We start from the raw sequence: 23,925 nt of genomic DNA on the forward strand, positions 1-23,925 counted from the left end.
TCAAAATGACATCGACGGCAACGAGGCCGCGAGGAGCGCGTCCGCGCGCCGCCATCGCGGCGAAGACGTTGCGTACCGACCGCTGGTGGCTCGCCCCGCTGATCACCGTCGTCGGGCTCGGCGCGTGGGTAGCGTACGCGACGGTCCGGGTCTTCATGCACGACTACTACTGGGTCGAGGACTTCCACTACCTGACCCCGTTCTACTCCCCCTGCGTGACCGACCGGTGCGTCGAGGGCGCCTCACACTTCGGACAGTTCCTGCCCGGTTGGTGGATCATCCCGGACGCCGCGCTCACGCTGCCGTTCCTGCTGCTGTTCCGGCTCACCTGCTACTACTACCGCAAGGCGTACTACCGGTCGTTCTGGCTGTCGCCGCCCGCCTGCGCGGTGCCGGACGGGCACCAGTCCTACAGTGGCGAGACCCGGTTCCCGCTGCTCGGCCAGAACCTGCACCGCTACTTCTTCTACGCCGCCGCGATCATCTCGCTGATCAACACGTGGGACGCGATCCTGGCCTTCCACTCGCCGAAGGGCTTCGGGTTCGGGCTGGGCAACATCATCCTGCTCCTGAACGTGGTGATGCTGTGGGCGTACACCATCTCCTGCCACTCGTGCCGGCACATCATCGGCGGGCGGCTCAAGCACTTCTCCAAGCACCCGGTGCGTTACCGGGCCTGGACCTTCGTCTCGGCTCTGAACGTCCGGCACATGCAGCTCGCCTGGATCACCCTCGGCACGCTGGCCCTGACGGACTTCTACGTCATGGCGGTCGCGGCCGGCTGGTTCAACGACCTGCGGTTCATCAACTAGAGGGCCCCTGACATGACGAATCCTCACCACGACACGAGTACCACCACCCGAATCGAACGGCACCACTACGACGTCGTCGTGATCGGGGCCGGCGGTGCCGGCCTGCGAGCGGCGATCGAGGCCCGGCTCGCCGGCAAGAAGACCGCGATCATCTCCAAGTCGCTCTTCGGCAAGGCGCACACGGTGATGGCCGAGGGCGGCGCCGCCGCCGCGATGGGGAACGTGAACAGCCGGGACAACTGGCAGGTGCACTTCCGCGACACGATGCGCGGCGGCAAGTTCCTCAACAACTTCCGGATGGCCGAGCTGCACGCGAAGGAGTCGCCGCAGCGGATCTGGGAGCTGGAGACGTACGGTGCGCTCTTCGACCGCACCAAGGACGGGAAGATCTCGCAGCGCAACTTCGGTGGCCACGAGTACCCCCGGCTGGCGCACGTCGGCGACCGGACCGGCCTGGAGCTGATCCGCACCCTCCAGCAGAAGATCGTCTCCCTGCAGCAGGAGGACAAGCGGGAGCACGGCTCGTACGACGCCCGGATCAAGGTCTTCGCCGAGACCACGATCACCGAGCTGCTGCTCGACGGTGACCGGGTGTCCGGGGCGTTCGGCTACTACCGGGAGTCCGGCGAGTTCATCCTCTTCGAGGCGCCGGCGGTGGTGCTGGCGACCGGCGGCGTCGGCCGCTCCTACAAGGTGACCTCGAACTCCTGGGAGTACACCGGGGACGGGCACGCGCTGGCGCTGCGGGCCGGCGCCACGCTGATCAACATGGAGTTCCTCCAGTTCCACCCGACCGGCATGGTCTGGCCGCCGTCGGTGAAGGGCATCCTGGTCACCGAGTCGGTGCGCGGCGACGGCGGCGTGCTGAAGAACTCCGACGGCAAGCGGTTCATGTTCGACTACGTCCCCGACGTCTTCCGCAAGCAGTACGCGGACAACGAGGCCGAGGCGGACCGCTGGTACAAGGACCCGGACAACAACCGGCGCCCGCCGGAGCTGCTGCCCCGCGACGAGGTGGCCCGGGCGATCAACAGCGAGGTCAAGGCCGGGCGCGGCACCCCCGCGGGCGGCGTCTACCTGGACATCGCCTCCCGGCTGCCCGCCGAGGAGATCCGCCGCCGGCTGCCGTCGATGTACCACCAGTTCAAGGAGCTGGCCGACGTCGACATCACCAAGGAGCCGATGGAGGTCGGTCCCACCTGTCACTACGTGATGGGCGGCGTCGAGGTCGACCCGGACAGCGGGGCCGCGTTCGGCCACGTGCGGGGGCTGTTCGCCGCCGGTGAGGTGTCCGGTGGCATGCACGGCTCCAACCGGCTCGGCGGCAACTCCCTGTCCGACCTGCTCGTGTTCGGCAAGCGCGCCGGCGGCCACGCGGCCACGTACGCCGACAGCCTGACCGCGCGCCCGAAGGTGGGCATCGCCGCCGTCGAGGCCGCGGTGGAGGCGGCGCTGGCGCCGTTGCAGCGGGACACCGGCGAGAGCCCGTACACCCTCCAGCAGGACCTCCAGGCGGTCATGGGCGACCTGGTCGGCATCATCCGGCGGGAGGGCGAGCTGGTCGACGCGCTGGCCCGGCTGGCGGAGCTGCGGGAGCGGGTGGCGAAGGTCAGCGCGAGCGGCGGGCGGCGCTACAACCCGGGCTGGCACCTGGCGCTCGACCTGCGCAACATGCTGGTGGTCTCGGAGTGCACCGCGAAGGCGGCGCTGGAGCGGCGGGAGTCGCGCGGCGGGCACACCCGGGAGGACCACCCGGCGATGGACCCGACGTGGCGCCGGGTCAACCTGGTCTGTTCTCTCGAAGGCGAGACCGTGCGCCTGGATCGCAAGCCGCTGCCGAAGATGCGCCCGGAGCTGATCGGCCTCTTCGACCGCGCGGAGCTGGCCAAGTACCTCACGGACGAGGAACTCGCCGAGTTCGACGCTCTCCTCGCCGACGTCGAGACCGAGAAGGAGCGCTGACGAATGGGTAAGCAGAACTCCCCGGGGCCGGGCAAGCCGGGCGCGAAGCGCCAGTTCCGCATCTGGCGCGGCGACGAGAACGGCGGCGACCTCCAGGACTACTCGGTCGAGGTGAACGAGGGCGAGGTGGTCCTCGACGTCATCCACCGGCTTCAGGCGACCGATGCCCCCGACCTGGCCTGCCGCTGGAACTGCAAGGCCGGCAAGTGCGGCTCCTGCTCGATGGAGATCAACGGTAAGCCGCGGCTGAGCTGCATGACCCGGATGTCCACCTTCACGGAGGACGAGACGGTCACGGTCACCCCGCTGCGCACCTTCCCCGTGATCCGGGACCTGGTCACCGACGTCTCGTTCAACTACGAGAAGGCCCGGGAGACGCCGGCGTTCGCGCCGCCGGCCGACGTGGCGCCCGGCGACTACCGGATGCAGCAGGTCGACGTGGAACGGTCGCAGGAGTTCCGCAAGTGCATCGAGTGCTTCCTGTGCCAGAACGTCTGCCACGTCGTCCGGGACCACGAGGAGAACAAGCAGGCGTTCTCCGGGCCCCGGTACTTCATCCGGGCGGCCGAGCTGGACATGCACCCGCTGGACGCGAAGGCCGACCGCAAGGAGTACGCGCAGGCCGAGCAGGGCCTCGGGTTCTGCAACATCACCAAGTGCTGCACCGAGGTCTGCCCCGAGCACATCAAGATCACTGACAATGGGATCATCCCCATGAAGGAGCGGGTCGTCGACCGCAGGTACGATCCCCTTGTGTGGCTTGGTAGCAAGATCTTCCGGAGGGGTCAGGTGCCGCAGACCATCGTGACCAGCGGACACGCCAGCGGTGCGGTGCGCGCCAGCGCGGCTCACGGGGGCGTGCACTCGCACGCGGGCGGCTCCCACGACCCGCACGCCGAGGTGCAGGCGCAGCAGGGCGTCAACTGGCACCGTGAGGTGCCGAAGCCGACCGCGGCGGCCGTAGACGAGCACGGCAGGCTGCCGCTGACGGAGCTCACCTTCGACCGGGCCGCCGCGCCGTCGCCGTTCGGCGACGACGTGACCTTCCCGCTGCCGCCGGAGCACCTGAACTTCGCCCACCCGGAGCAGGACAAGCACTGACAGCGCAGACGATGACGGGGGCCGCGGCGGATGCCGCCGGCCCCCGTACCGTTTCGTCCCGGGTGTCCGCTTCCGCTCAGGGCGCGAGGATCGGACGGAGGGCGGCGACGATGGGTGTGTCCGCGGGGAGCCAGCTGACGCTGTCCAGCTCGGCGGCGGAGAGCCAGCGCAGCGCCGAGTGCTCCAGGGCCTGCGGCTGGTCGCCGTGCAGCAGCCGGGCCGTGTACACCCTGAGCACCGAGCGGCCGTGGGCCATCCGGACGTCGCGGCCCACCCGGTCGCCGATCTCCACGCGTACGGCGAGTTCCTCGGCGCACTCACGGGCGAGCGCGGCGGTCTCGCTCTCCCCGGGCTCCACCTTGCCGCCGGGGAACTCCCACCTGCCCGCCACCTCGGGCGGGGCGGAACGGGCACACGCGAGCACCCGGCCGTCCCTGATGATCGCCGCTCCGACGATCACCCTGGGTTCCCGTCGCTCGGCCTGCCCGCCGCCATTAGCCCGTTCGGTCCGCACGGGCGTCCAGCGTGCCAGATCAATAGGCGGTTTGGGTACCGTGGCCCACCGTCAGGGCAACAGAACCCGGAAGTGTGGGCGTGGACACACCCACCGCACGACGACAGACTAGAGGGCACCGACAAGACACGGGACGGCGACGATTTGGCCACAAGCCGGCAACGGCGTCTGGGAGGTGCGGTGATGCGCGCGCTGTTCAGCGGCCGAGCGAAGCAGGACTACCTCAGCGACGCTCTCACCCTACTCACCGGTTGGATCCGGGAGGGTGAACAGATCAGACGCACTCTTTCCATCGACGACACGCAGCACGCTGCCCTGACCGAACGGGTGCAGGTGGTGGCCGACGCGCTGCACCTGCGCCCAGAGATCAGCCGTCGGGCCGACCAGACCCAGATCAGGGTCGGGCACGGCAACGCGCCGCTGAGCGAGGGCGAGGTCCTGCTGGCCGCCCGGATCGAGGACGCGTACCGCGCGGTCACCGAGCCGTGAGGTCCGCGACGTCCTGCGGGTACCAGCGCAGCTCCACGGAGTTGCCGTCCGGGTCGCGCACGTAGAGGGACGTCGCACTCCCCCGCGCGCCGAACCGGCCCACCGGCCCCTCCAACACCGTGAAGGCGCCGGACCGGACCACCTCCGCCCAGTCCAACGGCTCGACCACCAGGCAGAAGTGGTCGACGTTCGACCCGCCCCGGTCCCCGCGTACGAGGTCGATGATGGTCTCCGGGCTGACGCGGACCGAGGGGAACGGGACGGCCCCGGCCCGCCACTCGCCGACCCGCACCGGGGCCAGGCCGAGCAGGCCGCAGTAGAAGTCGAGGGAGCGCTCGACGTCGGTGACGTTGAGCACCAGGTGGTCGAAGCCCGTGACCCGCAGCGGGGTGTCGAGACCGGTCAGGTAGTCGGTGACTGTCGTCGTTCGCATGCCCTCACGATCCGCCGGACGGCGAGGGCGACCAAGACGCGATCGCACTACCATCGTTGAGCCAGCTTCAACGATGGGACGCGACGTGCTGGAACGCCACGAGCTGGAGACCTTCCTGACCCTCGCCGAGGAGTTGCACTTCGGCCGGACGGCGGAGCGCTTGCGGGTGACCACCGGCCGGATCAGCCACGTGGTCAAGAAGCTGGAGCGCCGGGTCGGCGCGCCGTTGTTCGCCCGTACGAGCCGGGTCGTGCGGCTCACCCCGATCGGGCGGCAACTCGCCGACGACCTGGCGCCGCTGGTCGCCGGCATCGACGACGCGGTACGCCGGGCCGTCGAGGCGGGGCGGGGCGTCACCGGGCGGCTGCGGGTGGCCTTCCTCGGCGAGTGGACCGCGCCGCCGCTGCTCAAGGCGGTCACCCTGTTCTCGCTGCGGCACCCCGACTGCCAGGTCGAGGTGCACGAGGTCCAGCTCTTCAACTCCCGGCAGAGCCTGCTCGACGGCTCGGTCGACCTCCTGATGGCCGCGTACCCCTTCGACGGGATGGCCTGCGGGCCGGCGCTGCTGGAGGAACGGCGGCTGCTCGCGGTGCCCGCCGGGCACCCGCTGACCCGGGAGGACTCCGTCTCCCTGGAGGCGCTCGGCGACCACCCGGTGGTGCAGTACCCGGCGGTGACCTCGGCGGAGTTCAAGCGCGACCGCACCCCCGAGCGCACCCCGTCGGGCCGGCCGGTCCCCAAGGGGCCCACGGGCAACACCTTCTCGGAGATGTTGACGCTGGTCGCCATGGGTCGGGGGGTGCTGCCGGTGGGCGAACACACCCGCCGCTACTACCCGCGCCCCGACGTGGCGTACGTGCCGATCCGCGACGCGCCACCGATCCGGCGCGGCCTCGTCTGGCGGGAGAGCAACGACACGGCCCGGGTACGGGAGTTCGTCCGGGCCGCGACCGACGCGAACGCGGCCTGATTCGCGGAGTGAGTTCCCGCCCCCGCCCGGTGATGATCTTGGGACTGGCGCGCCCCGCCTACCGTGGAGGGCATGGCGAACGCGACGTACGACCGCAAGGAGCAGTTCCAGCAGATCCAGAGCGGCCTGCTCCACGGAGAACAGATCATCGCCGTCTACGACGCCGTCGGCACCGGCACCGGCTTCATCGGGCTGACCGACCGGCGCGTCATCATCCAGGACCGCTCCTTCGTCGGCAAGCGGTACGCCATCACCAGCATCCCGTACTCGAAGATCACCAGCGTCAGCGTGGTCAGCAACAAGTCCTGGGGCGGTTCGTTCTTCTCCACCGGAGCGATCGCGATCCACGTCGGCACGCACACCTACGAGGTGGAGTTCCGGGGCGCCGAGAAGAGCCACCACGTGCACAACGTGATCCTGCACCACATCAGCTGAGCTGGTCGGCGCGGTCGAGCAGGGCCCGGCGTTCCGCCCCGTGGTGCGCGTCGGCGGCCCGCCGGAACAGCGCGGCGGCCCGCTCGCGGTCGCCCTGCCGGGCGGTCAACTCGGCCTCGGCGGCGACGGCGAGCGGGTAACCGTTCAGCGCCCCGCCGGCCCGGGCGGCGGCGAGCAGCGCCAGCCCCGCCGCCGGCCCGTGCGCGTAGCCGTGCGCGACGGCGCGGTTCAGCTCGACCACCGGCGACGGGTGCCAGCCGGCGAGCCGGTCGTACGCCCCGGCGATCACGCCCCAGTCGGTGGCCTCGGCGGACGCGGCGGTGGCGTGGCAGGCGGCGATCCGGGCCTGGAGGGCGTACGGGCCGTCCGCCCGGACCCGCGCGAGGACGGCGACGCCCTCGGCGATGGCGGCGTGGTCCCAACGGGCACGGTCCTGCCGGTCGAGGGTGAGCAGGTTGCCGTCGCGGTCGCGCCGGGCGTCGCGCCGCGAGTGCTGCAGGAGGAAGAGGGCCAGCAGGGCGGCCACCTCGGGCTGGGCCGGTATCAGCCGGTCGAGCAGTCGGGCCAGCCGGATCGCCTCGTCGGCGAAGGCGGGCTCGCCGTCGGCGTCGTAGCCCCGGGTGAAGAGCAGGTACAGCACGGCGAGGACGCCGGGGAGCCGCTCGGCGAGCGCCGGGCCGGTCGGCACCCGGTAGGGAATTCCGGCGGCGGCGATCTTCGCCTTTGCCCTGGTCAGCCGCCGGGTCATGGTCGACTCGGTGACCAGGAAGGCCCGCGCGATGTCGGCGGTCGACACCCCGCAGACCGTACGCAACGTCAGGGCGACCCGCGCCTCCGGTGACAGGGCGGGGTGGCAGCAGGTGAAGACGAGTCGCAGCCGGTCGTCCACGATCTCCCCCTCCCCCGCCGGCCCGGGCTCCGGCTCCGGTTCCGTCAGCGCGAGGGCGGCCAGCTCGCGCAGCTTGCGCCGCTCGACCGAGGCGCGGCGCAGCACGTCGACGGCGCGGTTGCGGGCCACCGTCATCAGCCAGCCGCCCGGGTTGGCGGGCACGCCCTCCGCCGGCCAACGGGTCAGCGCGAGCGTCGACGCCTCCTGGGCGCAGTCCTCGGCCAGGGTCCAGTCGCCGGTCACCCGGATCAGCGACGCGACGATCCGGGCGTACGACCCGGTGCTCGCGGTGGCGACGGCGTCGGCCACCGCGAGCCGGTCGGTGGGCCCGTCAGCCATGCAGGCTGACGATCGGGCGCAGTTCGAGCCGCCCCTCGCGGGCCATCGGGTGGGCGCGCGCCACCTCGATCGCCTCGTCCAGGTCGGCGCACTCCAGCAGGTCGAAGCCCACGATCACCTCCTTGGTCTCGGCGAACGGGCCGTCGGAGACGAGCAGTTCCCCGTTGCGGACGCGGACCGTGGTGGCCGCCGTCGTGTCCGCCAGGGCGTCGCCGGTCAGGCGGCGCCCCCGGGCGTCGTTCTCCGCGACCCACGCCTCGACGTCCGGCCAGTCGGCCCGGTCGGTGTCCGGCTCGCTGTCGGTGCAGACGAACATCAGGTACTTCATGCCGCGCTCCTCGGTGTCGGGTTCTCACCAGGGTGACGAACGGGCTGCCCGGCTCCGGACACGTCGCGGCCGGCGATCTTCAGAATCTCGCCGGGCGGCGGGTGCTGGAGCCGTCGTGGTCGGCCCGGAGCAGGCACCGCCAGCCGTCGGGCAGCAGCGTGTCACAGAAGACCCGATGGCGCAGGTGCTGGGCATCCTCGGCGGAGACCGTGGTCTCGCCGGGGTCGGTCTGGGCGAGCACGCTCGCCCACCGCGCCACCACCCGAGCCAGACGTACGGCGGTGAGCAGGTCCCGCGTTTGGGCGTGCCGGTGCTGGAGATCCGCCACCCGGAGGGCACCACGGAGGTGCTGGCCGGCGACCAGGTCGAGCTGACCCGCCCCGCCGCCGGCTGACCCGCAGCCGACACCGGAGGCACGTCCCGCCGATGCCCGCGAGTGGAACACCATGGGTGTCAAACACGGGCGTTGACACCCATGGTGTTCCACTCGGCGCGTCAGGCAACGGGGGCGAGCCGGGTATGCGTCGGCGCCATGTGACGGCAAGGCCCACCCGTCGTACCTACTCGTCTACGGCTTCCCGCTCATTGCTGGTCGAGCAGGAACGGCGCGTCCGGGCAGCTCAGGCACACGAAGATGCGCAGCGCGCCGTAGCGGCCGACGATCACCTCGGTCGGCTCGTACGAGTCGTCGTCCGGCTCGCCGTCCGCCCGCCTCGGCTGCCACCGCGCGGATCCGCGCTCCGAGGAGTCGATGACGAGAGCCAGCGTGGTGGGGCCGGCGCAGCGGGGGCACGGCGTCGGAAGGACGTCCGTGAGGCTCCACCGGGCGTAGCCGCCGACCTTCCAGCCGGGCGCCATGAACGTGTCGAGGTAGTCCTCGTGCTTGTCGACCAGCCTCCGCAGGTGCTCCGGCAACTCGTCCGGGTACGGGTACTCGACGATCCGCTCCGGGTGCAGCCGGCACGGCCGGGGCACGTACTCGTCGGCGCCGGCCTCGCCGCGCGGCGGCTCGGCGCGGAGGTCGGTCAGGTCCGCCTCCCGCCACCAGCGCAGCTCCACCGTCGGCCCCCACGGCGGCACGGTGTGCTCGAACGGGCACCACAGCACCTGCAACAGGTCGGCACCACCGGGGCGGGGCAGGTCGGGGACGTCCACCGCGCGCAGCTGCGCCAGCGGGATCATCGGGTTCGGCCCGGGGTGCGATCGCGGACCGTACCGGTAGCCGACGACCTGACCGCCGTCGACCGAACCCCAGCCGCTGAAGCCCGTGCCGACCAGGCGGGCGATCTCCTCGTGCAACTCCACCTCGCCGTCGGCCAGGACATGCGCCTGGGTACGACGGCTCTCCGCCTCCCGCAGCCGGGCCACCAGTTCGGCCGGGAGCGGCACCTCCTCCTGCACCATGTACGGCAGGTCGCAGGTGGGCCACGGCTCGTCGGCCGGCCACCGCAGCGGCCCGCCCACGTGGCTGCCGGCGGCCGTGACCGACCCGGGCCGCGGGTGCAGCCGCGTCGCTGTCCGGCCGAGGTTCTCCAGCCCGGGATAACGAGCGAACACATCGGGCGAGAGGGACGGAGTGATCATGGGCGAGATCGTAGGCGCTCGACACCCGCCTGCCGCGCCGGCGCTCCGGCGGGTCGGAGATCCGACCAATCGGGATCGATCAGCCCCAGCTAGGTGACGGACGGCGTCACCCGGCGGCACGCGAAGGGCGCGCCTCCACAGGTGATCATCGCGGCGCGGAGGCGCGCCCTGCCGACGCAGGTCGGCCACGGCGGGGAGGCGTACCCGATCCCCCCCCGACTGCCAATCCTAGGTAGTTGCCAGAACTTTGCAATAAGGCGTACTGGCTGGAGACGATCTCGATCTCGCGGAAGGGCTCCCCCGTCGCCGTCTACCCGCTTCCCGACATGCCCTACGACTACGACGCCCTCGAACAGCTCGCGGAGGCCCGCGACAAGGGCGACTACTCGGCGCTGGTCGGCCTGGAGAAGACCCTGGCCGCCGGCAACCCGATCATCCTGGCGCCGTGACACCGGCCGGCCCGGCGTCGGCCCGCACCTGCGCACCACCCGCCGCCGGGGTCACGCACCACGGTGACCCCCGCGGCGCGGAGCGACGCCTCGCCGCCACAGCCGGCTGACGCTCCCGCTACCGTCCAGCTCATGACGGTGGCCCGCTCGATCCTGTTGTTCCTGCTCGCCGCGCTCGCCGAGATCGGCGGGGCCTGGCTCGTGTGGCAGGGCTGGCGGGAGAACCGGGGGCTGTTGTGGGTGGCGGGCGGGGTCGTCGCCCTCGGCGCCTACGGCTTCGTGGCCACCTTCCAGCCCGACCCGAACTTCGGCCGGATCCTGGCCGCCTACGGCGGCGTATTCGTCGCCGGCTCCCTGGCGTGGGGCATGGTCGTCGACAAGTTCCGCCCCGACCGCTACGACCTGGTCGGCGCGGCCATCTGCCTGGTCGGGGTCGCCGTCATCATGTACGCCCCACGCGGCAACTGACCCCGGCGCGGGCCGTCTCAGCAGCGCCCGCCCGGCTCGCCCGGTCTCCCCTTCAGGCGACAGCCTGGGCGATCGCGCGGCCGGCCTGGCGGCCGGAGAAGATGCAGCCGCCGAGGAAGGTGCCCTCCAGGGAGCGGTAGCCGTGCACGCCGCCCCCGCCGAATCCGCTCGCCTCACCGGCGGCGTACAGGCCGGGGACCGGGGTCGCGTCGGACCCGAGCACCCGCCCCGACAGGTCGGTCTGGAGGCCGCCGAGGGTCTTGCGGGTGATCACGTGCAGCCGGACCGCGATGAGTGGGCCGGCCTTCGGGTCGAGGATCTTGTGCGGGGTCGCCGTACGGATCAGCTTGTCGCCGCGGTACCTGCGGGCGTTGTGGATGGCGGAGATCTGGCCGTCCTTGGTGAACGCGTTGTCCAGCTCCCGGTCGCGGGCGACGACCTCGCGCCGGATGTCCTCGACGTCCAACAGGGGCGTGCCGGTCAGGGCGTTCATGCCGGCGACGAGCTCGTCGAGGGTGTCGGCGACGACGAAGTCCTCGCCGTGCCGCTTGAACGCCTCGACGGGGGCGGGCGCGCCGGGGCGGACCCGGCCGAGGGTCTGCACGACCGACTTGTTGGTGAGGTCCGGGTTCTGCTCGGAGCCGGAGAGGGCGAACTCCTTCTCGATGATCTTCTGGGTGAGCACGAACCAGCTGTGGTCGTGCCCGGTGGTGCGCAGGTGCGCCAGCGTGCCGAGGGTGTCGAAGCCGGGGTAGAGCGGCCCGGGCAGTCGCCTGCCGGTGGCGTCGAACCACAGCGAGGAGGGCCCGGGCAGGATGCGGATGCCGTGGCCGGCCCAGACGGGGTTCCAGTTCTGCACCCCCTCGACGTAGTGCCACATCCGGTCGGGGTTGATGACGGTGCCACCGGCGTCCTCGGTGATCCGCAGCATCCGCCCGTCCACGTGGGCGGGGACCCCGGTGATCATGTGCTCGGGTGGGGTGCCGAGCCGGGCCGGCCAGTTCCGCCGGACGAGGTCGTGGTCGGCACCGATACCGCCGGAGGCCACCAGGACGGCCTGGGCGGTCAGCTCGAAGTCACCGACCACCGTGCGGCTGCTGGCCACTCCGCGAGCGGAGTCGCTCGGCTCCAGGACGGCACCCCGGACGCCGGTCACCGCCCCGTCGGTCACCACCAGCTCGTCGACGCGGTGCCGGAACGCGAGCGTGACCAGCCCCTTCGAGACCGCCTCGCGGACCCGGTGCGCGAACGGCGCGACGACCGCGGGCCCGGTGCCCCAGGTGACGTGGAATCGCGGGACCGAGTTGCCGTGCCCGGTCGCCAGGTATCCGCCGCGCTCGGCCCAGCCGACCACCGGAAAGAACCGTACGCCCCGGGCGTGCAGCCAGGACCGTTTCTCCCCGGCGGCGAAGTCCACGTACGCCTCGGCCCACCTGCGCGGCCACTCGTCCTCGGGCCGGTCGAACCCGGCGGTGCCCAGCCAGTCCTGGAGGGCGAGTTCGCGCGAGTCCCTGATTCCCATCCGGCGCTGCTCCGGCGAGTCGACCAGGAACAGCCCGCCGAAGGACCAGAACGCCTGCCCGCCCAGGTTCGTCTCGGGCTCCTGGTCGAGCAGGATCACCCGGCGGCCCGCCTCCGCGAGTTCGGCGGCGGCAACCAGACCGGCCAGGCCGGCCCCGACAACGATCACCTCTGCGTCCATGACAGGCACTCTCCTCACCGTCGTCTCCGCTGACGACCAGAACCGCCGCAGATGAGGATCTGCCTTGTCATGCAGTGATAAAACAGCGCCATGGGCCTTCCGGAGCGGGTGGCCGTGCAGCGGCGACTCGTCGAGCACGGCGGCGGGGTCGACGAACGCGTCATCGCCGCCGTGCGGCGCGAGGTCCCCGCCTACGCCACCATCAGCCCCACCCAACTGGCCGAGACCCGTGCCATCGCCGCGTGGGCGATCCGTCGGCTGATCGAGATGTGGATCGACGACAGCAGGCTGACCGCCGCCGACCTCCAGCGCTTCCGGGGCATCGGAGCCGCCCGGGCCGCCGACGGTCGCCCCCTGTTCGCGGTGCTGCGCGCCTACCGCGTCGCCGCGGTCGAGATCAGTGACCTGGTCATCGACCTGGCCGCCGGCGGGCTGGCCCTGTCCGACGTGGTGGCGCTGAACCGTACGCTGCTCACCAGCGTCGACCAGCTGTCGGAGTCGCTGTTCGCCGGCTACCACGGCGCCCTCGAACAGCTGAACAGCAACCGGACGCAGATGCTCGCGGGCCTCACCCACGACCTCCTGACCGGCCGGCAGACCTCCGCAGCCGTGCTGGCTGACCGGGCGGCCCAACTCGGCATCGCGGTCCCGGCGACCCTCGCCCTCGTCGTGGTCGCACCGGACAGCACCGGGGCCGTCTTCGCGGAGGGCGACGTCGCGGACCTCGCCTCGTCGATCGCCTCGGCCGGCAGCGGCCAGCCTCTGGACGTCCTGCACGCACTCCGGCGACACCAGGGGGTGCTGCTGGCCGCCACCGTCGGGGACCTGACCGGCGAACTGACGTTCCGCAAGTGGCGTGCCTGCGTGATCCGGGGAGTCACGCCCGCCACGCTTCCGGCGGAGTTCCGCCTCGCCTCCGCCGCGCTCGACCACGCGCCCGACGAGGCGTTCGCCGACTCGCCGATCCTCGACCGGGGCGACGCGATGCTGGTGGCCCTGCTGCGTGGGCAACCGTCCGTCGACCCCGCCGAACTCGCGGCCGAGGCCCTCGGCCCCGTCGCCGAGGCCAAGCACGCGCACCTGCGCGAAGGGCTCAGCGGCTATCTGCGCTGGGGCTCGTCCACCGAGGCGGCCGACCGGCTCGGCCTGCACCCGCAGACCATGCGGCACCGGCTACGCCGGATCACCGAGCTCTCCGGCCGCGACGTCCGTCTCTCCTGGGACCGCCTGATGCTCGACATCGCCCGGACCGTGGACGAGGTCGCCGACCGCGACCGTACGACGACCGGTCGACCACCCGTCAGGAGGTGACGCCCATGCGCATCAAGCTCGGCCGCCCCGACCTGGGCGCCTACGCCGACCGATTCGACGTCCCACCCGCGACGGCCGACTTCGGCGTCACGTTCCTCGGCGTCTCCAGCCTGCTGTTCGACGACGGCGACACGGCGGTGCTGACCGACGGCTTCTTCTCCCGGCCGTCCCTGCTCAGGGTCGCCCTCGGCAGGCTCGCACCCGACGACACGCGCATCAACTCCGCACTCACCCGGCTGGAACTGGACCGCGACGACGGTGGACGCCGGCTGGCCGCCGTGCTCCCGGTGCACACCCACTTCGACCACGCCATGGACTCCGCGACCGTCGCCCTGCGCACCGGCGCGGTGCTCGCCGGTGGCCGGTCCGCAGCCAATGTCGGCCGAGGGGCCGGCCTCCCCGACGACCGGATCCACGTCGTCACGCCGCACGAACCGATGCCCCTGGGCGCCTTCACCCTCACGTTCGTCGAGTCCGGGCACTGCCCACCGGACCGCTTCCCCGGCACGATCACCGCACCCGTGGTGCCCCCGGCCAGGGCGTCCGCCTACCGGTGCGGTGAGGCCTGGTCCGTGCTCGTCGAGCACGCGAGCGGCCGGACCGCCCTGGTCCAGGGCAGCGCCGGCTACCGGCCAGGAACGCTCGCCGGACGGCGGGCCGACGTCGTCTACCTGGGCGTCGGCCAACTCGGCGTGCGGGACGAGGACTACATCCGCACGTACTGGGCCGAGACCGTACGGGCCGTCGGAGCCCGTCGGGTGGTCCTCGTCCACTGGGACGACTTCTTCCGCCCGCTCGACCGCCCGCTGCGCGCCCTGCCCTTCGCGGGCGACGACCTCGACGTCACCATGCGCGTCCTCGCCCGGCTGGCCGACCAGGACGGGGTCGCCCTCCACCTGCCGACCCTGTGGCGTCGGGAGGATCCCTGGGCGGGGCTGAGGTGACCCGGCCTTTCGTGCTACCACCTCCGGCGCCATTCGAGACGACCTCGATGCGGCACAGCCGGGGAGTCCCCCCGCCGGACGTAGAGCACCTCGTCCTCGATCCACCAGACGTCGCCGAAACGAAGGCAGACCGGAACGTCCAACGTCAGGGCGAGAAGACAGCCGCCGGAACTGCCGGGCAGTCCCTCCAGGTCGTCCACCAACTGCATCCGGCCTGCGGTGACGGGCTCGGTCGACACTCCATCATCCTGCCGGCGCCCGGGTGGCCAGACGAGTCCCTGCCTCCGGGCCATCAGCATGACGGCCTGACCTGCGTCCGGCGCAGACGGCTCTGACCAAGCGCCTACCATCCAGCCGTATGGAGGGGTTCTTATGGATGGCCGCCATGCCGCTGTGCGGCCTGTTGGGCTGTCTGGCGCCGTGCGCCGTCCTGGCGGCGTTGGCCACCTTGCCCGAGAAGAACGACCGCGGGTAGCTGGTCCTCGCAGAGCTGCCATCGACGCGGCGGTTGGCGCGGCTTTTCCGGCTGCCAGGGCTGACCGTTGCCTGACGGCGTTCGACGATGGCTTGTGACCTGTGCGCCCTGTGGGCTGACTCGACGCCAGCGTGAGCAGCTACTGGCCTGAGCGCTGTCGTTGGCGCAGCAGCAGGGCCGTCACCACGTAACAAGCACCAAGAAGGGCTGTCAGCCCGCCGAGGACCAGGCGCCAACCGATCGGCTCGCCGATGGCGGCCAACCCGTGCGTCAGCGCCACAAGGAGCCAGATGCCACCCAGGATGAACCCCTGCCTGGGCGTCTTCGCCACCTGCCACCAAGGGTGCCCCGCCTGCTTCACCCAACAGATCCTGCCATCGATGCGGGGCCGCGGCACACCGAGCCGGCAGGCAGCAGACCGCCGGGGCGCCCGGAGCGCGGCACTACCTCGTGGCCGGTGGGAGCGGGGTGGATTCCAAGCGTCGAAGCGGAACATCGACGGGCCTTCCCCTGAGCCGGTTGACTGTCCCGGCACGCTGCCTCTCGTGTCTGCACCCGACGACCCCGTCGCTTGTGAGTTCTGGCCGCTGTGTCCGGCGAGTTCCATTCGCGTATGCGACCTCGGGCAATTGTCGACTCCGGCCGCCGGTAGCTGTCTCTGTTCTGGCTCCTTGCTGTCGACAGTCCGCCTCGGCCGCGGGCAGGCGGGCCAACGTCAGCGCCACCGGGGTGATTTGATTCGATCATGATGCGTCCCGTGCGCCGTGCCGTCTACCGGCTCCGCACGCAGCTGGCCGGCGCGTCGCTGCCACGGCATGTGGCAATGGTGATTGACGGGAACCGCCGGTGGGCCAGGCAGGCGGGCTTCGCTGACCCTCGGGTGGGCCACCGATACGGCGCGGAACACATCCACGAGGTATTGGGCTGGTGCGCGCTCCTATTCGGCCCGCAGCCGACGATTCGGAGCGTGACAACAACGTTCCGGATTCGGTTGGCGAGCAACATCAGGCGCTACTGGTCAGCGACGCCTTAGCCAGTCCGGGGCGAGGGGAGACGAGATTCGCAACGGTCCGCGTCGGTCCCGTATGTATGTCTCATAGTCCACGAAGTGCTGACGGCGACCCAGGTAGTGCGGGTAGTGGTCGAAGTGCCACCGGCAGGCCTCGATGAACTGTGCGTGGTCATCGAGTCCGAGGCGAGCGCAGACACGAGCAAACTCGCTCAGGCCGTCCAGCATCTCGGCGCACTGTGCGGGCGTCGCGCCGTCGGGTCCCCAGAGCACACCTGCCGGAAGCTCGTGGATCGCATGGTCGAGCCATTGGCGGTCATGGAGGTAGCGGGCCCGATCCGCGTCAGCCGAGGCGACCACCAGGCTCCGCCTACCCTCCGTCGTCTCCATCCCGTCCGGCAGAATCACGACGATCTCACCGCCATCGGCGCTCTCGCTCCCCGCCTCGATCCAGGAGTCGATCGGAAAATGCGGGTCAGCCGTCACGTCAAGCGTCGTAAGGCGGAGCCCAGGCGGCAGACGTCGAACGGAAATCAGACATTGAATCTGAATTCCACGACGTCGCCGTCCTGCATGACGTACTCCTTGCCCTCGATCCGGACCTTGCCGGCGGCCTTGGCCGCCGCCATCGATCCGGCCGCGACCAGGTCGCCGTAGGAGACCACCTCAGCCTTGATGAAGCCGCGTTGGAAGTCGGAGTGGATGACCCCGGCGGCCTCCGGCGCGGTCGCGCCCACCGGGACGGTCCAGGCCCGCGCCTCCTTGGGGCCGGCGGTCAGGTACGTCTGGAGCCCGAGCGTGCGGAACCCGACCCGGACGAGCTGGTCCAGGCCGGGCTCGTTCTGCCCGATCGACTCCAGCAGCTCGCGGGCCTCCTCCTCGGGCAGGTCCACCAGCTCGGATTCGATCTTGGCGTCCATGAAGACGGCCTCGGCCGGGGCGACCAGGGCACGCAGCTCGTCGAGGAACTCGGCGTTGCCCAGCTCGGCCTCGTCGACGTTGAAGACGTAGAGGAAGGGCTTGGTGGTGAGCAGGTGCAGCTCGCGCAGGTGCTCCAGCTCGATGCCCGCGTCCTTGGCGCCCGCGTAGAGGGTGACGCCGGTGTCGAGCAGCTCGACGGCCTGCTTGGCGGCGGTCACGGCGGCGGCCCGGTCCTTGCGGAGCTTGGCCTCCTTCTCCAGCCGCGGCACCGCCTTCTCCAGGGTCTGCAGGTCGGCCAGGATCAGCTCGGTGTTGATCGTCTCGATGTCGTCGGCCGGGGAGACCTTGCCGTCGACGTGCACCACGTTGGGGTCGGAGAAGGCCCGGACGACCTGGCAGATCGCCGAGGCGTCGCGGATGTTGGCCAGGAACGCGTTGCCCCGGCCCTGCCCCTTGGAGGCGCCGCGCACCAGGCCGGCGATGTCGACGAACGACACCGGCGCGGGCAGCACCTTCTGCGAGGTGAAGATCTCGGCGAGCTTGTGCAGCCGATCGTCCGGCAGCCCGACGACGCCGACGTTGGGCTCGATGGTGGCGAACGGGTAGTTCGCCGCGAGCACGTCGTTCTTGGTCAGCGCGTTGAACAGGGTGCTCTTGCCGACGTTGGGCAGGCCGACGATGCCGATGGTGAGACTCACGACGAGCCAGCTTACGCCGATGCCCCACGCCCTCGGTAAGGCAGGCCGCCGCGTTTAGCCGATCTTGGTACGAGACGGCCCCCCAAGGGGCGCTCCCGTACCAAGATCGGCCCCGCAGGGCCACGCGGCCCGGCGGCCCGGCGGCTCAGCCGAGCAGGCGGGGGCCGATCGGGGTTTCCCGCACGCTGCCGTCCGGGGCGCGGCTGACCTCGTACGCCGAGGGGCCCTCGCGGTCCGCGACGGCCTCGACCAGCCGCTCGCCACGGTAGAGCAGGCCGGTGCCGTCGTCGGTGCAGTGCGCGGTCGGCAGCGTGCCCTCGCCGACCAGCCGGTGCATCAGCGGCCGGCGCTGCTCCTCGCTGTCGTAGTGCACGCCGTTGCCGTAGGGCAGCCAGCCCAGCCCGTCGGTGAAGCCGCGCAGCGTGGTGCCGAAGCTGTCGGTGGCCCCGCCGGTGTGCCAGCAGATCGAGCCGGCGGAGACGCCGCCGAGCACCACGCCGGCCTCCCAGCACTCGCGCAGGATCTCGCCGAGGCCGTGCACCCGCCAGACCGCGCAGAGGTTGGCGACGCTGCCGCCGCCCACCCAGACCACGTCCTGGGCCAGCAGGTGGGCGCGGACGTCGTCGATGTTGGGCATCGGGAACAGCGCCAGGTGCGTCATCCGGAACCGGCTGCCGGCGAACGCCTCGTAGACCCGGGCGATCGTGGCCGGCTGGTCCCCCTCGGCCTGGTTGAGGAAGCAGATCCTCGGCTCCGGCCCGGCGTCGGCCAGCTCGGCGGCGAGGTCGAAGACGGGGTTGACCCGCCGGGCCGCCCCCTCCCGGCGCGGCGCGTAGATGCCCATGCTGGTGGCGAGGATGGTCGGTTCACTGGCGGGCACGGTCGTCCTTCCGTCGGGGTCGGCGATGCCCATCCTGCCCGAGGCCCACCGCCGGGCGCTGGCCACCCGCTTGCCGGACTCACCGCCCGCTGTCGGTCACCGCGCCGAGCAGCGTACGCAGCAGGTCGGCGAGCCGCTGCTGGTCCCCGGCGGGCAGCGTGTCGAGCAGCCGGCGCTGGACGGCCAGCCCCGCCTCGGCGGCCTCCTCGACCAGTTCGCGGCCGGCGGCGGTGAGGGTGACCTGGAGCCCGCGCCGGTCGGCCGGGTCGGGCGAACGGCGGACCAGCCCGGCGCGTTCCAGCCGGTCGAGCCGGCCCGTCATCCCACCTGAGGTGAGCATCAGCGAGGCGGTGAGCGCCTTCGGCGCCAGCGTGTAGGGGGCCCCGGCGCGGCGGAGCGCGGCGAGCACGTCGAACTCGCCCCGGCTGATGGACCAGCGGGCGTAGACGCGCTCCTGTTCGTCGCCGACGAGGCGGGCCAACCGGTAGATCCGGCCGAAGACCGCCATCGGCTCAGGGCCCATCCCCGGCCGCTCCCGCTGCCACTGCTCGACGATGCCGTCGACCTCGTCCCGCTCGGTCACTCCCGGATTGTGCCGCACCTCGCACTCCCACTTTGACTCGCCGCAAAGTAGCTTAGCGCTAAGATAGTTAGCATCGAGAGGAAGAGGGAGCCGTGCACCGACGCCGGGTCGACATCCTGCTCACCGCCGCCGCGCCGGCCATGTGGGGCACCACCTACCTGGTCACCAGCGAGCTGCTGCCGCCCGACCGGCCGTTCTGGTCCGGCGCGATCCGGGCCCTCCCCGCCGGCCTGCTGCTGCTCGCGCTGACCAGGCGCCTCCCCCACGGCGCCTGGTGGTGGCGCGCGGCCGTCCTCGGTGCACTGAACATCGGGGCGTTCTTCCCGCTGCTCTTCTTCGCCGCCTACCACCTGCCGGGCGGCACCGCCGCCGTACTCGGCGCCACCGGGCCGCTGCTGGTGGCGGGGCTGACGGTGCTCGTGCTCCACGAACGCCCACACCCCCGGGCGCTCGCCGCCGCGCTCGCGGCGCTGGCCGGCGTCGCCCTGGTCGTGCTGCGCCCCCACGCCGGGCTCGACCCGGCCGGAATCGCCGCGGGGCTCGCCGCCACCGCCGCCATGGGCGCCGGCCTGGTGCTGACCCGGCGCTGGGGGCGCCCACCGGACGTCGGCACGCTGACCGCCACCGGCTGGCAGCTCACCGCCGGCGGGCTGCTGGTGACACCGGCGGCCCTGCTGGTCGAGGGGGCGCCGCCCGTGCCGGACCCGCCGGCGCTGGCCGGCTACGCGTGGCTGGCCCTGGCCGGGACGGCGCTGGCGTACGCGCTGTGGTTCCGGGGCGCGGCCCGGCTGCCGGTCACCCAGGTCTCCCTGCTCGGCGCGCTCAGCCCGCTGACGGCCGCCGCGCTCGGTTGGGCCGTGCTCGGGCAGGCGATGACCGGCTGGCAGCTCGCCGGCTTCGCCGTGGCGGTCGGCGCCACCGTGGTGGGGCAACTGCCGGCCACGGCGGCGGCCCGGCCGGTGGGTCAGTCGCGGGGCCCGCGCTGGCGCGGGACGACCGGCTCGATGCGCAGGGTGCCGGGAGCCAGCTCCCCCGCGGCGGCCAGCGGCAGGGTGAAGCGGGCCTCGGCGGCGGGACCGGCGGCGTACGACTCACGGAGCATCCAGCGCGCCTCGTCGGCCGTCCAGCCCAGGCCGGCGCGGCCGGCGATCTCGCGCACCAGACGCAGCGCCACCCGGGTGTCGTCGTCGTAGAAGCGCATGCACCAGTGGTGCACCCACATGCCGAGCGCGCGGAGGCCGTCGGCGTCGAGCGAGCGCACGAGCCGGCCGCAGGCGGTGTCACCGAACGCCCGCCCCGGATCGCCGGCGCGGTCCCGTTCGATCGCGCCGACGGCGGCCGGGGCGACCGCGCGCATCCGGTCGTAGAAGCCCTGCACCACCACGCCGTCCAGCGCGGGGTGCTCGTCCCGTGTCGACGCCGCTCCCCGACCCGCCAGGCTCGCCATCACCGCACCCCTTCTTGAGTTGGTGGCCGGACCGTACCGACCACAACCGACACTTTCCCGCGCCGGAGACTCCCCCGGATCACGGATAGCTCGGCACCGCCCGGAGCGTCTGTACCGGTGACAGAACAACGGGGGTGCGCAAGTGGACGAGGACGATCGGGCCCGGCTGGCCGAGTTCGTGGCCAGCCGGACCCCGGCGTTGATGCGGGTCGCGTACCTGCTCACCGGGGACCGCAGCGCCGCCGAGGATCTCTTCCAGTCGGCTCTGGCAAGGACGATCCCGCGGTGGCGCAGGATCCGGCACGCGGATCCGGAGGGCTACCTGCGCACGGTCATGTACCGGGAGCGGGTGAGCTGGTGGCGACGGTGGGGCCGCCGCGGGGAGACACAGCTCACCACCGCGGCCGAGCCGGCGGATCCGGATCCGAGCGACGGCACGGACGTACGTCTCGCGATGCGCACGGCGCTGCGGCGACTACCGCCGGCGCAGCGCACGGTGCTGGTCCTGCGCTACTACGAGGACCTCACCGAGTCCCAGGTCGCCGAGCTGTTGGGCTGCTCCGTCGGCACCGTACGGAGCCGCACCCACCGCGCGGTCACCCGGCTGCGCCAACTCCTGCCGGACGTCGAGTTCCTGGAGGTACGGCAGTGACCGATCCACTCGAACACCTCATCCGCGCCACCCTCTCCGATCTCGCCGAGGAGGCACCAGTCGTGCAGGACCAGTTGAACCCGGCGGAACGGCGACTCCGCGCCCGCCGCCGCACCACCGCGGTGACCGGCGTCGTGGGCGTCGTCGCGGCCGTCCTGATCGCCGCCCCGTTCGCGGTCGCCGGGGCACGCTCGGACGCCCCGCCGGCCCGTCCGGCCGCCCCGACAGCCCCGCCCAGCCCCAGCGGCACCGCCGACCAACCGCCCTACCCCACGGCGCCGCCCACCCCTGCCCCCACCGCACCGCCGCCCCCTTACCCCACGGCGCCGCCGTCCCCTGCCCCCACCACACCGCCGCCCCCTTACCCCACGGCGCCGCCCACCCCCACCCACCCCGCGCCACCACCCGCGGCCACGAGCATCCGCTGACACGCGCCGACGTGGCCGTGCGGTGGCCCTGCCGCCACCCGCACGGCCACGTCCGATTTCCGCGAGCCGGAGCCGCCGGGCAGGGGCATCATCGGTGACGTGGAGTTGGACTTCGAGCGGTGCTACCGGGCCGTCGACAGCCGTGACCAGCGGTTCGACGGCTGGTTCTACACCGGCGTGACCTCGACCGGGATCTACTGCCGGCCGTCCTGCCCGGCGATGACGCCGAAACGGCAGAACGTCCGGTTCTTCCCCTCGGCCGCCGCCGCCCAGGGTGCCGGGCTGCGGGCCTGCCGGCGCTGCCGGCCGGACGCCGCCCCCGGCTCCCCGCAGTGGGACGTCCGGGCGGACGTGGTCGGCCGGGCCATGCGGCTGATCGCCGACGGGGTGGTCGACCGGCACGGCATCCCGGGACTGGCCACCCGGCTCGGCTACACCGAACGGCACCTGCACCGGATGCTGCGGGCGGAACTGGGCGCCGGTCCCCTGGCCCTGGCCCGGGCGCAGCGGGCGCAGACCGCCCGCACCCTGATCGAGACCACCGGCCTGGGCATGGCGGAGATCGCGTTCGCCGCCGGGTTCGGCAGCGTCCGGCAGTTCAACGACACGGTCCGCGAGGTGTTCGGAACGGCGCCGTCCGAGCTGCGTACCGCAGGCAACCGGCGCCCGGCGCCGGGTGGGGCGGGCACGATCACGCTGCGGCTCGCGTACCGCCCGCCGCTGCACGCGGCGGCGCTGCTGGACTTCCTGGCGTTGCGCGCGCTGCCCGGCGTCGAGGAGGTGCGCGACGGGACGTACCGCCGGGGCCTGCGGCTGCCGCACGGCCCGGGCGAGGCGGCCCTGACCCCGGCGGACGGGCACGTGACGGCGACGCTGCGGCTGACCGACATGCGCGACCTCGCCCCCGCCGTGGCCCGCTGCCGCCGCCTGCTCGACCTCGACGCCGATCCGACCGCCGTCGACGGCGTCCTCGCCGCCGACCCGGCGCTGGCCGGGGCGGTCGCCGCCGAGCCGGGGGTCCGGGTCCCCCGCTCGGTCGACGGCTTCGAGATGGCCCTGCGCGCGATCGTCGGCCAGCAGGTCTCCGTCCGGTCGGCCCGCACCACCCTCACCCGCCTGCTGACCCACCTGTCCCGTCCGCACCTCGACCGGGCGGCGGAGGATTCCGGGGAACGCCCCCCGGGTGACGAAGCCCTCGACCAACCGGAGCAGCCCGCCTGGCTGCGGGGGTTCCCCACCGCCGAGGAGGTGCTCGACGTGCCGGACGAGGTGTTCGGGATGCCGGCCGGCCGGCGGGAGACGATCCGTGCCCTGGCGCGGGCCGTCGCCGACGAGGCGCTCGACCTGGCCCCCGGCGGGGACCGGGAGGAGACCGTCCGGCGGCTGCTGGCGCTGCCCGGGATCGGGCCGTGGACCGCCGGCTACGTCGCGATGCGCGCCCTCGGCGACCCGGACGTCTTCCTCCCCACCGACCTCGCCGTGCGCCGGGGCGCCGCCGCCCTCGGCCTGGCCGACGACTCGAAGACCCTCGACGCGTACGCCGACCGCTGGCGCCCCTGGCGCTCGTACGCGGTGATCCGACTCTGGAGAGCAGCATGAGCATGAACGACAGCACCGTCATCGGCACCCCCGCCGGACCGCTCAGCATCGTGGCCGGCCCGGACGGCGACGTGCGGGCGGCGGGCTTCACCGGCGACCCGGAGAACCTGCTCCCCCTCGTGCACCCGACCCTGCGGGCGCCGCTGCGGCACCGCGCCGACCTCGGCCCGGTCTCCGCCGCCGTGGCGTCCTACCTGGCCGGCGAGCTGACCGCGATCGACACCGTGCCGGTACGCCAGCACACCGGGGGCGTCTTCATGGCGCACGCCTGGCAGGTGCTGCGCGAGGTGAAGCCAGGTGATCCGGTCACCTACACCGGGTTCGCCGGGCTGGCCGGCCGCCCCGCCGCCGTACGCGCCGCCGCGGCGGCCTGCGCCCGCAACGCGGCCGCCCTCTTCGTCCCCTGCCACCGGGTGCTGCGCACCGACGGGACGCTCGGCGGCTACCGCTGGGGGCTGGACGTGAAGAAGTGGCTTCTCGGTCATGAGCGGCGATGACGACAA

29 protein-coding genes and 1 pseudogene are annotated in these 23,925 nt (G+C 72.5%); 16 read left to right on the forward strand and 14 right to left on the reverse strand.

All coding sequences use genetic code 11. The features are described from left to right. The first annotated feature begins 5 nt into the window (after positions 1-5). The 3 genes from ABZ809_RS17755 to ABZ809_RS17765 are packed head-to-tail and all read left to right on the forward strand — an operon-like array spanning position 6 to position 3,875. Entirely contained in the window at positions 6-812 is an 807-nt protein-coding gene (locus ABZ809_RS17755) for a hypothetical protein (RefSeq protein WP_357563577.1), read from the forward strand. Positions 813-824: 12 nt separating this feature from the next. Next, entirely contained in the window at positions 825-2,774 is a 1,950-nt protein-coding gene (locus tag ABZ809_RS17760) for a fumarate reductase/succinate dehydrogenase flavoprotein subunit (RefSeq protein ID WP_357563578.1), read from the forward strand. 3 nt (positions 2,775-2,777) lie between these two features. Further along, positions 2,778-3,875: a succinate dehydrogenase/fumarate reductase iron-sulfur subunit gene (locus ABZ809_RS17765; RefSeq protein ID WP_357563579.1), complete on the forward strand. Its 1,098-nt coding sequence runs from the start codon at positions 2,778-2,780 to the stop codon at positions 3,873-3,875. Positions 3,876-3,951: 76 nt separating this feature from the next. On the opposite strand, the gene ABZ809_RS17770 is transcribed toward ABZ809_RS17765, so the two are convergent. Then, the gene (locus ABZ809_RS17770; RefSeq protein ID WP_357563580.1) at positions 3,952-4,389 is read right to left on the reverse strand and encodes a (deoxy)nucleoside triphosphate pyrophosphohydrolase; all 438 of its coding nucleotides are present in this window, start codon (positions 4,387-4,389) and stop codon (positions 3,952-3,954) included. A 183-nt stretch (positions 4,390-4,572) separates the two neighbouring features. Here ABZ809_RS17770 and ABZ809_RS17775 point away from each other — a divergent pair, with 183 nt between their 5' ends. Then, positions 4,573-4,878 carry a 4a-hydroxytetrahydrobiopterin dehydratase gene (locus tag ABZ809_RS17775; protein ID WP_357563581.1) on the forward strand — a complete coding sequence of 102 codons (306 nt, stop codon included), beginning with the start codon at positions 4,573-4,575 and terminating at the stop codon, positions 4,876-4,878. On the opposite strand, the gene ABZ809_RS17780 is transcribed toward ABZ809_RS17775, so the two are convergent. Further along, the gene (locus tag ABZ809_RS17780) at positions 4,865-5,311 is read right to left on the reverse strand and encodes a VOC family protein (RefSeq protein ID WP_357563582.1); all 447 of its coding nucleotides are present in this window, start codon (positions 5,309-5,311) and stop codon (positions 4,865-4,867) included. The two genes, ABZ809_RS17775 and ABZ809_RS17780, sit on opposite strands and share 14 nt — an antisense overlap. A gap of 85 nt (positions 5,312-5,396) precedes the next feature. Between ABZ809_RS17780 and ABZ809_RS17785 the strand changes: the two genes are divergently transcribed. Both ABZ809_RS17785 and ABZ809_RS17790 read left to right on the forward strand, forming a co-directional pair. Then, positions 5,397-6,281: a LysR family transcriptional regulator gene (locus ABZ809_RS17785; protein ID WP_357563634.1), complete on the forward strand. Its 885-nt coding sequence runs from the start codon at positions 5,397-5,399 to the stop codon at positions 6,279-6,281. A 72-nt stretch (positions 6,282-6,353) separates the two neighbouring features. Then, positions 6,354-6,716 carry a PH domain-containing protein gene (locus ABZ809_RS17790; RefSeq protein WP_357563583.1) on the forward strand — a complete coding sequence of 121 codons (363 nt, stop codon included), beginning with the start codon at positions 6,354-6,356 and terminating at the stop codon, positions 6,714-6,716. Here ABZ809_RS17790 and ABZ809_RS17795 read toward each other — a convergent pair. The 4 genes from ABZ809_RS17795 to ABZ809_RS17810 all read right to left on the reverse strand — a co-directional run bounded on the left by ABZ809_RS17795 (position 6,709) and on the right by ABZ809_RS17810 (position 9,856). After that, positions 6,709-7,944, reverse strand: coding sequence for a sigma-70 family RNA polymerase sigma factor (locus ABZ809_RS17795; protein WP_357563584.1), 1,236 nt, complete (start codon positions 7,942-7,944; stop codon positions 6,709-6,711). The two genes, ABZ809_RS17790 and ABZ809_RS17795, sit on opposite strands and share 8 nt — an antisense overlap. Continuing rightward, a complete protein-coding gene (locus ABZ809_RS17800) occupies positions 7,937-8,260 on the reverse strand; it encodes a YciI family protein (RefSeq protein ID WP_357563635.1) in 324 nt (107 codons plus the stop codon). The genes ABZ809_RS17795 and ABZ809_RS17800 overlap by 8 nt, the downstream gene beginning before the upstream one ends. A 91-nt stretch (positions 8,261-8,351) precedes the next feature. After that, positions 8,352-8,600 (reverse strand): hypothetical protein, encoded by a 249-nt coding sequence (locus ABZ809_RS17805; protein ID WP_357563585.1) that lies wholly within the window; start codon positions 8,598-8,600, stop codon positions 8,352-8,354. Between the two features lie 254 nt (positions 8,601-8,854). Then, complete coding sequence (locus tag ABZ809_RS17810) at positions 8,855-9,856, reverse strand: hypothetical protein (protein ID WP_357563586.1); 1,002 nt, start codon at positions 9,854-9,856, stop codon at positions 8,855-8,857. A gap of 326 nt (positions 9,857-10,182) precedes the next feature. On the opposite strand from ABZ809_RS17810, the gene ABZ809_RS17815 reads away from it, so the two are divergent. Then, positions 10,183-10,305, forward strand: a complete 123-nt coding sequence (locus ABZ809_RS17815; RefSeq protein ID WP_357563587.1) for a hypothetical protein — start codon at positions 10,183-10,185, stop codon at positions 10,303-10,305. 132 nt (positions 10,306-10,437) lie between these two features. Next, positions 10,438-10,773: a YnfA family protein gene (locus tag ABZ809_RS17820; RefSeq protein ID WP_357563588.1), complete on the forward strand. Its 336-nt coding sequence runs from the start codon at positions 10,438-10,440 to the stop codon at positions 10,771-10,773. A gap of 52 nt (positions 10,774-10,825) precedes the next feature. Here ABZ809_RS17820 and ABZ809_RS17825 read toward each other — a convergent pair whose 3' ends face one another. Next, the gene (locus ABZ809_RS17825; RefSeq protein ID WP_357563589.1) at positions 10,826-12,475 is read right to left on the reverse strand and encodes an FAD-binding dehydrogenase; all 1,650 of its coding nucleotides are present in this window, start codon (positions 12,473-12,475) and stop codon (positions 10,826-10,828) included. Between the two features lie 90 nt (positions 12,476-12,565). Between ABZ809_RS17825 and ABZ809_RS17830 the strand changes: the two genes are divergently transcribed. Both ABZ809_RS17830 and ABZ809_RS17835 read left to right on the forward strand, forming a co-directional pair. After that, positions 12,566-13,786 carry a helix-turn-helix domain-containing protein gene (locus tag ABZ809_RS17830; protein ID WP_357563590.1) on the forward strand — a complete coding sequence of 407 codons (1,221 nt, stop codon included), beginning with the start codon at positions 12,566-12,568 and terminating at the stop codon, positions 13,784-13,786. A gap of 5 nt (positions 13,787-13,791) precedes the next feature. Continuing rightward, a complete protein-coding gene (locus ABZ809_RS17835) occupies positions 13,792-14,730 on the forward strand; it encodes an MBL fold metallo-hydrolase (RefSeq protein WP_357563591.1) in 939 nt (312 codons plus the stop codon). A 14-nt stretch (positions 14,731-14,744) separates the two neighbouring features. Here ABZ809_RS17835 and ABZ809_RS17840 read toward each other — a convergent pair whose 3' ends face one another. Continuing rightward, positions 14,745-14,969 carry a hypothetical protein gene (locus ABZ809_RS17840; protein WP_357563592.1) on the reverse strand — a complete coding sequence of 75 codons (225 nt, stop codon included), beginning with the start codon at positions 14,967-14,969 and terminating at the stop codon, positions 14,745-14,747. Between the two features lie 375 nt (positions 14,970-15,344). Continuing rightward, positions 15,345-15,566 carry a hypothetical protein gene (locus ABZ809_RS17845; protein ID WP_357563593.1) on the reverse strand — a complete coding sequence of 74 codons (222 nt, stop codon included), beginning with the start codon at positions 15,564-15,566 and terminating at the stop codon, positions 15,345-15,347. Between the two features lie 462 nt (positions 15,567-16,028). Here ABZ809_RS17845 and ABZ809_RS17850 point away from each other — a divergent pair, with 462 nt between their 5' ends. Continuing rightward, a complete protein-coding gene (locus ABZ809_RS17850; protein WP_357563636.1) occupies positions 16,029-16,238 on the forward strand; it encodes an undecaprenyl diphosphate synthase family protein in 210 nt (69 codons plus the stop codon). Here ABZ809_RS17850 and ABZ809_RS17855 read toward each other — a convergent pair. From ABZ809_RS17855 to ABZ809_RS17870, 4 genes are all read right to left on the reverse strand, one after another. Then, entirely contained in the window at positions 16,224-16,700 is a 477-nt protein-coding gene (locus tag ABZ809_RS17855) for a hypothetical protein (RefSeq protein ID WP_357563594.1), read from the reverse strand. The two genes, ABZ809_RS17850 and ABZ809_RS17855, sit on opposite strands and share 15 nt — an antisense overlap. 47 nt (positions 16,701-16,747) lie before the next feature. Continuing rightward, positions 16,748-17,833 carry a redox-regulated ATPase YchF gene (gene ychF, locus ABZ809_RS17860; RefSeq protein ID WP_357563595.1) on the reverse strand — a complete coding sequence of 362 codons (1,086 nt, stop codon included), beginning with the start codon at positions 17,831-17,833 and terminating at the stop codon, positions 16,748-16,750. 145 nt (positions 17,834-17,978) lie between these two features. Beyond that, positions 17,979-18,746: a peptidase E gene (locus ABZ809_RS17865; protein ID WP_357563596.1), complete on the reverse strand. Its 768-nt coding sequence runs from the start codon at positions 18,744-18,746 to the stop codon at positions 17,979-17,981. Between the two features lie 46 nt (positions 18,747-18,792). Continuing rightward, a complete protein-coding gene (locus tag ABZ809_RS17870) occupies positions 18,793-19,296 on the reverse strand; it encodes a MarR family transcriptional regulator (RefSeq protein WP_357563597.1) in 504 nt (167 codons plus the stop codon). 92 nt (positions 19,297-19,388) lie between these two features. Here ABZ809_RS17870 and ABZ809_RS17875 point away from each other — a divergent pair. After that, a pseudogene (locus tag ABZ809_RS17875) lies at positions 19,389-20,207 on the forward strand (EamA family transporter); the annotation flags it as partial. A gap of 53 nt (positions 20,208-20,260) precedes the next feature. Here ABZ809_RS17875 and ABZ809_RS17880 read toward each other — a convergent pair. Further along, positions 20,261-20,743 carry a hypothetical protein gene (locus ABZ809_RS17880; RefSeq protein ID WP_357563598.1) on the reverse strand — a complete coding sequence of 161 codons (483 nt, stop codon included), beginning with the start codon at positions 20,741-20,743 and terminating at the stop codon, positions 20,261-20,263. Between the two features lie 142 nt (positions 20,744-20,885). Here ABZ809_RS17880 and ABZ809_RS17885 point away from each other — a divergent pair, with 142 nt between their 5' ends. The 4 genes from ABZ809_RS17885 to ABZ809_RS17900 all read left to right on the forward strand — a co-directional run bounded on the left by ABZ809_RS17885 (position 20,886) and on the right by ABZ809_RS17900 (position 23,919). After that, positions 20,886-21,395: a SigE family RNA polymerase sigma factor gene (locus tag ABZ809_RS17885; protein ID WP_357563599.1), complete on the forward strand. Its 510-nt coding sequence runs from the start codon at positions 20,886-20,888 to the stop codon at positions 21,393-21,395. Further along, the gene (locus tag ABZ809_RS17890; protein WP_357563600.1) at positions 21,392-21,823 is read left to right on the forward strand and encodes a hypothetical protein; all 432 of its coding nucleotides are present in this window, start codon (positions 21,392-21,394) and stop codon (positions 21,821-21,823) included. Before ABZ809_RS17885 ends, ABZ809_RS17890 begins: the two co-directional genes overlap by 4 nt. 99 nt (positions 21,824-21,922) lie before the next feature. Beyond that, complete coding sequence (locus ABZ809_RS17895) at positions 21,923-23,422, forward strand: AlkA N-terminal domain-containing protein (protein ID WP_357563601.1); 1,500 nt, start codon at positions 21,923-21,925, stop codon at positions 23,420-23,422. Further along, complete coding sequence (locus tag ABZ809_RS17900) at positions 23,419-23,919, forward strand: methylated-DNA--[protein]-cysteine S-methyltransferase (RefSeq protein ID WP_357563602.1); 501 nt, start codon at positions 23,419-23,421, stop codon at positions 23,917-23,919. The genes ABZ809_RS17895 and ABZ809_RS17900 overlap by 4 nt, the downstream gene beginning before the upstream one ends. Positions 23,920-23,925: the final 6 nt, after the last annotated feature.

This window comes from Micromonospora sp. NPDC047074, from assembly GCF_040643815.1.
Taxonomy (GTDB): domain Bacteria; phylum Actinomycetota; class Actinomycetes; order Mycobacteriales; family Micromonosporaceae; genus Micromonospora.

Bases quoted from the DNA above. Each gene is read 5' to 3' on its own strand.
- ABZ809_RS17900 (WP_357563602.1), top strand. From the start codon at position 23,419: ATGAGCATGAACGACAGCACCGTCATCGGCACCCCCGCCGGACCGCTC.
- ABZ809_RS17765 (WP_357563579.1), top strand. From the start codon at position 2,778: ATGGGTAAGCAGAACTCCCCGGGGCCGGGCAAGCCGGGCGCGAAGCGC.
- ABZ809_RS17790 (WP_357563583.1), top strand. From the start codon at position 6,354: ATGGCGAACGCGACGTACGACCGCAAGGAGCAGTTCCAGCAGATCCAG.
- ABZ809_RS17795 (WP_357563584.1), bottom strand. From the start codon at position 7,944: ATGGCTGACGGGCCCACCGACCGGCTCGCGGTGGCCGACGCCGTCGCC.
- ABZ809_RS17760 (WP_357563578.1), top strand. From the start codon at position 825: ATGACGAATCCTCACCACGACACGAGTACCACCACCCGAATCGAACGG.
- ABZ809_RS17815 (WP_357563587.1), top strand. From the start codon at position 10,183: ATGCCCTACGACTACGACGCCCTCGAACAGCTCGCGGAGGCCCGCGAC.
- ABZ809_RS17880 (WP_357563598.1), bottom strand. From the start codon at position 20,743: ATGGCGAGCCTGGCGGGTCGGGGAGCGGCGTCGACACGGGACGAGCAC.
- ABZ809_RS17755 (WP_357563577.1), top strand. From the start codon at position 6: ATGACATCGACGGCAACGAGGCCGCGAGGAGCGCGTCCGCGCGCCGCC.
- ABZ809_RS17830 (WP_357563590.1), top strand. From the start codon at position 12,566: ATGGGCCTTCCGGAGCGGGTGGCCGTGCAGCGGCGACTCGTCGAGCAC.
- ABZ809_RS17820 (WP_357563588.1), top strand. From the start codon at position 10,438: ATGACGGTGGCCCGCTCGATCCTGTTGTTCCTGCTCGCCGCGCTCGCC.
- ABZ809_RS17825 (WP_357563589.1), bottom strand. From the start codon at position 12,475: ATGGACGCAGAGGTGATCGTTGTCGGGGCCGGCCTGGCCGGTCTGGTT.
- ABZ809_RS17850 (WP_357563636.1), top strand. From the start codon at position 16,029: ATGGTGATTGACGGGAACCGCCGGTGGGCCAGGCAGGCGGGCTTCGCT.
- ABZ809_RS17835 (WP_357563591.1), top strand. From the start codon at position 13,792: ATGCGCATCAAGCTCGGCCGCCCCGACCTGGGCGCCTACGCCGACCGA.
- ABZ809_RS17865 (WP_357563596.1), bottom strand. From the start codon at position 18,746: ATGGGCATCGCCGACCCCGACGGAAGGACGACCGTGCCCGCCAGTGAA.
- ABZ809_RS17780 (WP_357563582.1), bottom strand. From the start codon at position 5,311: ATGCGAACGACGACAGTCACCGACTACCTGACCGGTCTCGACACCCCG.
- ABZ809_RS17800 (WP_357563635.1), bottom strand. From the start codon at position 8,260: ATGTTCGTCTGCACCGACAGCGAGCCGGACACCGACCGGGCCGACTGG.
- ABZ809_RS17810 (WP_357563586.1), bottom strand. From the start codon at position 9,856: ATGATCACTCCGTCCCTCTCGCCCGATGTGTTCGCTCGTTATCCCGGG.
- ABZ809_RS17775 (WP_357563581.1), top strand. From the start codon at position 4,573: ATGCGCGCGCTGTTCAGCGGCCGAGCGAAGCAGGACTACCTCAGCGAC.